At 40.0% G+C, this 5,107-nt stretch carries 6 protein-coding genes and 1 pseudogene; 1 reads left to right on the top strand and 6 read right to left on the bottom strand.

The window, feature by feature from the left end; all coding sequences use genetic code 11:
• Window positions 1-260, top strand: a pseudogene (locus PSN35_RS05895) (hypothetical protein); the annotation flags it as partial.
• A gap of 180 nt (window positions 261-440) precedes the next feature.
• Here PSN35_RS05895 and fdx read toward each other — a convergent pair.
• The 6 genes from fdx to PSN35_RS05865 all read right to left on the bottom strand — a co-directional run.
• On the bottom strand, window positions 441-779 hold the full coding sequence (gene fdx, locus PSN35_RS05890) for an ISC system 2Fe-2S type ferredoxin (RefSeq protein ID WP_300030779.1): 339 nt from the start codon (window positions 777-779) through the stop codon (window positions 441-443).
• Between the two features lie 24 nt (window positions 780-803).
• Window positions 804-2,648 (bottom strand): Fe-S protein assembly chaperone HscA, encoded by a 1,845-nt coding sequence (hscA, locus tag PSN35_RS05885; protein WP_300030777.1) that lies wholly within the window; start codon window positions 2,646-2,648, stop codon window positions 804-806.
• A 3-nt stretch (window positions 2,649-2,651) separates the two neighbouring features.
• The gene (gene hscB / locus PSN35_RS05880; RefSeq protein ID WP_300030775.1) at window positions 2,652-3,167 is read right to left on the bottom strand and encodes a Fe-S protein assembly co-chaperone HscB; all 516 of its coding nucleotides are present in this window, start codon (window positions 3,165-3,167) and stop codon (window positions 2,652-2,654) included.
• Between the two features lie 22 nt (window positions 3,168-3,189).
• On the bottom strand, window positions 3,190-3,513 hold the full coding sequence (gene iscA, locus PSN35_RS05875; protein ID WP_300030773.1) for an iron-sulfur cluster assembly protein IscA: 324 nt from the start codon (window positions 3,511-3,513) through the stop codon (window positions 3,190-3,192).
• Between the two features lie 6 nt (window positions 3,514-3,519).
• Complete coding sequence (gene iscU, locus PSN35_RS05870) at window positions 3,520-3,897, bottom strand: Fe-S cluster assembly scaffold IscU (protein WP_300030771.1); 378 nt, start codon at window positions 3,895-3,897, stop codon at window positions 3,520-3,522.
• A 75-nt stretch (window positions 3,898-3,972) separates the two neighbouring features.
• On the bottom strand, window positions 3,973-5,107 hold a 1,135-nt coding region (locus PSN35_RS05865), incomplete at its 5' end, for an IscS subfamily cysteine desulfurase (RefSeq protein WP_300030768.1).

Genomic DNA, 5,107 nt, shown 5'->3' with positions numbered 1-5,107 from the left:
ATCAAATCAACCAAATAAAATCAATTCTCGATAGTGAGCATGATGAGCGCTATTGCGGCATTGTTTATGCAGATGATTTAAAAAACCCTAGTTTTGTTAAGATTTTTCACCCTAATAACTTAGGCAAAACATGCGGTAGTAGCGAACACCCGCCCATGCCTCAGTGGCTAATTTCTAAAGAAAAGCCAATGGATGTGGTTGCTGAATTTGGTCCTAAAGATGAATCTGAAGGCTTTGTATCTAAATATCTTAAGTTTTAGAAAAATAAACTTTTCTTTAGACGAGAGATTTTTTATATTTAATAAATAACTTAAATTTTAAACGTAGAGTTTTTGTTATTGTGTAAGGCAGATTTAAAAAAAAGACGACTGAGCATAGGCAAGACTATTCGATTGAGTGTTTTTTTAAATCTAACAAAACACAGTACAAAAAATCAAAGTTTAATGGTTTTCAGAGACTTGGTTGATCGTATACTTTGGAATCTCTACCACCAAATCCGACTCCCCAACAACTGACTGACAAGACAGACGTGAGTCCGGATCCAACCCCCAGGCCTTGTCTAGCATATCATCTTCTGTTTCGTCTGATTCTGGTAGTGAGTCAAAGCCTTCACGCACATAAATATGGCAAGTGGTACAGGCATTTGACATCTCGCAAGCATGCTCAATATCAACATCATTTGCCAACATGGCATTGCACACTGTCTCACCCGATTCAACGTCAATAACAGTACCTTCTGGACATAACTCATGGTGAGGTAAGATAATAATTTGTGGCATGATTTTTCCTAATTATTTAATGGGTTAAAATTCATCGACATTGTGACCTTGCATGGCTTTCATAACAGATGCATTCATGCGCATTTCTACAAATTTTGCACATACTTTTTCAAGGTTGTCGATTTTATCTTTAATTATTTTTTCTTGAGTTGCTTGTTTAACGCTATCCAACTCGGAGCGCGCAATCATTATATTGTCGAGCATTGTATCATCAAGCATAGACTTATCTTTATCTAGTGCAGAATCAATTGCTTCAAGTGTTCTGCTGGCTTCTACTTGCATTTCATGCAACTGACGAGCTTCAATATCTGATTTAGCAAACAAAATTGAATCTTTAAGCATTTGCTCCATCTGAGCATCGGTTAAGCCATAAGACGGCTTAATAACCACCTGCGCCTTAACGCCTGAGGTTTGCTCTGTAGCACTAACCGATAACAAACCATCAGCATCTACTTGAAATTCAACACGGATACGTGCATTGCCCGCTACCATTGGCGGAATGCCAGTTAGATCAAATCGTCCCAATGATCGGCAATCCGTCACTAGTTCGCGCTCACCTTGTAACACATGAATACTCATGGCAGTTTGGCCATCCTTAAAGGTGGTAAATTCTTGAGCGCGCGTGATTGGAATAGTGGTGTTACGATGAACAACTTTTTCCACCAAACCACCCATGGTTTCTAAGCCTAATGATAATGGCAATACGTCAAGTAACAACATATCATCAGCTGACTTGTTACCGGCCAATACATTCGCTTGAATGGCAGCACCTTTGGCCACCACTTCATCAGGATTGATTGAGCACAATACAGGCTTGTTAAATAAATCACCCACCATGCTTCTGACCAGTGGCATGCGCGTTGAGCCACCTACCATGATAATATCCTTAACTTCATCAAGCGCTACATTTGCATCTCGAAGTGCGCGTTTAGTTAACAGTAGTGTGCGCTTAATCAGCTTGGCTGATAATTCATCAAATTTTTCACGAGTGATTTTATAAGGGGTTTCGATACAATCAAATTCAGCAAATGCCTGATCACTTAAGGTTTCCTTAGCGGTACGTGCGAACTGCTTGATTTTTTGCATTTGAGTGGGGGTTAACTCGCTCACACCCATTTGTTCAACACAATCATCAATAATTAACTGATCAAAATCATCACCACCTAGTGTTGAATCACCACCCGTTGCTAATACTTTAAATACACCTTTGCTAAAACTTAAAATAGAGATGTCAAACGTGCCACCACCTAAATCATAAATAGCATGCACACCCTCTTCGCCCGACTCTAGGCCGTAAGCAACGGCTGCTGCGGTCGGTTCGTTTAATAAGCGCAATGTCTTAAGCCCAGCCAAGGTGGCCGCATCTTTAGTTGCTTGACGCTGTGCATCGTTAAAATAAGCAGGCACCGTGATTACCGCACCCGTTAAATCACCACCTAATGATTTTTCAGCACGCTCTTTTAATGAATTTAGAATGGTGCTTGAAATTTCAACGGCTGATAAATCACCCATGGCTGTATGAAACAGCACATTCATGCCATTTTCAACCAATTGATACGGGCAGTTTTTAAAATTACTAACCTCTTTATAGCCTAAGCCCATAAAGCGCTTAACCGATACAATGGTATTGGTAGGGTCAGTCTTAGCGTATGGGCACGCATCACAACCAACCGTGAGTTTATTATCCTTACCGCAATGAACTACTGACGGCAAAATGGCCTCATTATTTTCATCAGTTAAAATAACACTTTGACCACTTTTAACTGAGGCCACCAAAGAGTTGGTTGTACCTAAATCTATTCCAATGGCTAGTTTGTGTTGATGCGGGGCACTAGATTGACCTGGTTCTGCAATTTGTAATAACGCCATAATTTATATCCACTCATCCATGAGTTGCTTTGCATGAGTGTTTAACTGCTCATAAAACTTCAATTCTCGCACCGAGTTTTTTATCTGATCTTTATTCTTCTCAGCTTTGAATGCTTGATCAATATCTGTAATATTGTTCTTAATTTTGCTAGAAATATTTTCAATAAAGCCATCCAGCTCCAACTCATCCTTGCTAGACTCAATAGCTTCCAACGCTTCTCTTAATTCGATTTGTGACATTAGAAAATCAATGTCCATTTGTGTATCTTTTTCATCAAATGCATTAACACCCTCTAATTCCAAAAGATAAGTTGCACGAGTCAATTCAGACTTTAAAGTGCTATAAGCAGTGTTAATTAACGAAGTATTTTGTAGGGCAAGGTTTTTTTCTTTATCACTGCCTGTGGCAACATTATCAGGATGAAATTGTGCCACTTGCTGCTGGTGGGCAGACTCTAATTTATTTATATCGATATCAAAATTCGGTGTTAATGAAAATAACTCGAAATAATTTTGCATCAGCCTTATGGGTTAAGTGTATTTATACTGTAAATGATTCGCCGCAGCCACACTCGGCTTTGGCATTAGGATTGTTAAACTCAAAACCTTCATTAAGCCCTTCTTTGACATAATCAACTTCAGTCCCATCTAAATAGATTAAACTTTTGCCATCGATAATAACCGTCACCCCGTTATTTTCAAACAGTGTGTCATCTTCGTTCGCACTATCAACAAACTCCATGTTGTAACCCAACCCCGAACATCCTGTGGTTTGCACACTTAAACGTATACCAATACCTGAGCCTCGATTGGCCAGGAAATCAACTACACGCTTCGCAGCGGTATCAGTAAGGGTTATGGACATGGTTAATTAGGCTTTGTTTTTAATATCGCTAATCGCTGCTTTAATCGCATCCTCTGCCAATACTGAGCAGTGAACTTTAACAGGCGGCAATGCCAACTCTTCAGCGATATCAGAATTTTTAATAGCTGCTGCCTCGTCTAGCGTTTTGCCTTTAACCCATTCTGTTAATAATGAACTTGAAGCAATAGCAGAGCCACAACCATAGGTTTTAAATTTGGCCTCTTCAATAATACCGTTATCATCTACCTGAATTTGCAAGCGCATCACGTCGCCACATGCTGGTGCGCCAACCATGCCGGTGCCAACATTTTTTGCATCTTTGTCTAATACACCAACATTACGTGGATTTTCATAATGATCCATTACCTTTTCGCCGTATGCCATGTTTTTCTCCTATGTGTGTTTTATTAGTTATTCTAATCTTTTAAACAATAACTAACCCTTGTATATTTTACGGTGTTAGTGCGCCGCCCATTCAACTTTACTTAAATCAATACCTTCTTTAAACATATCCCATAAAGGCGATAAATCACGCAGCTTTTCAACTTTTTCGCGAACTAAAGCAATGGCTTTATCAACGTCTTGTTCAGTCGTGTAACGTCCAATGGTAAATCGAATCGATGAATGCGCTAATTCGTCAGTTAAACCTAGTGCTCTCAATACATAAGACGGCTCAAGACTAGCAGAAGTACAAGCAGAACCCGATGATACCGCAACATCATTAATTGCCATCATTAGCGATTCGCCTTCAACGTAGTTAAAGCTAATGTTTAAGTTACCCGGAATGCGGGCATCCATGTCACCATTAATTACCACCTCTTCCATGCCGTCAAAACCAGCAAGCAAGCGATCACGAAGCGCTCTAATTCTTGCATTTTCTTCATCCATTTCAGCATTAGCAATAGCAAAAGCCTCGCCCATGCCAACAATTTGATGTGTGGCTAAAGTGCCTGAGCGCATGCCGCGTTCATGACCACCACCATGCATTTGCGCTTCTAAGCGAATGCGCGGCTTACGCTGTACGTATAGCGCACCCATGCCTTTAGGGCCGTAAATTTTATGCGCTGAAAAACTCATTAAATCAACCGGTAATTCTGCTAAATTGATAGCTACCTTGCCAGCAGATTGCGCCGCATCAACATGGAAAAATATTTTATTCTCACGACATAAATTACCGATTGCTTCAATATCTTGAATAACGCCAATTTCGTTATTAACATGCATGATAGATACTAAAATTGTATCATCGCGCATAGCCGCTTTTAAAACATCGATATCCAGCAATCCATTAGACATCGGATCAAGGTAAGTCACTTCATAGCCTTCACGCTCTAATTGACGACAAGTGTCAAGCACCGCTTTATGCTCTGTTTTAAGGGTAATAATATGCTTGCCTTTTTTATGATAAAAATGCGCAATACCCTTAATGGCCAGGTTGTTTGACTCAGTAGCACCAGAAGTCCAGACAATTTCCTTGGCATCTGCACCAATTAAATCAGCTACTTGTTGACGTGCTTTTTTAACCGCTTCATCAGCTTGCCAGCCGTAATAATGCGAATTTGACGCCGGATTACCAAAATCACCCTCCATAGTT

This window comes from Candidatus Thioglobus sp., assembly GCF_028599055.1.
Lineage (GTDB): Bacteria > Pseudomonadota > Gammaproteobacteria > PS1 > Pseudothioglobaceae > Thioglobus_A.
The sequence above is the reverse complement of the archived record's forward strand: the minus strand, read 5'-3'. Positions and strand labels throughout refer to the sequence as shown.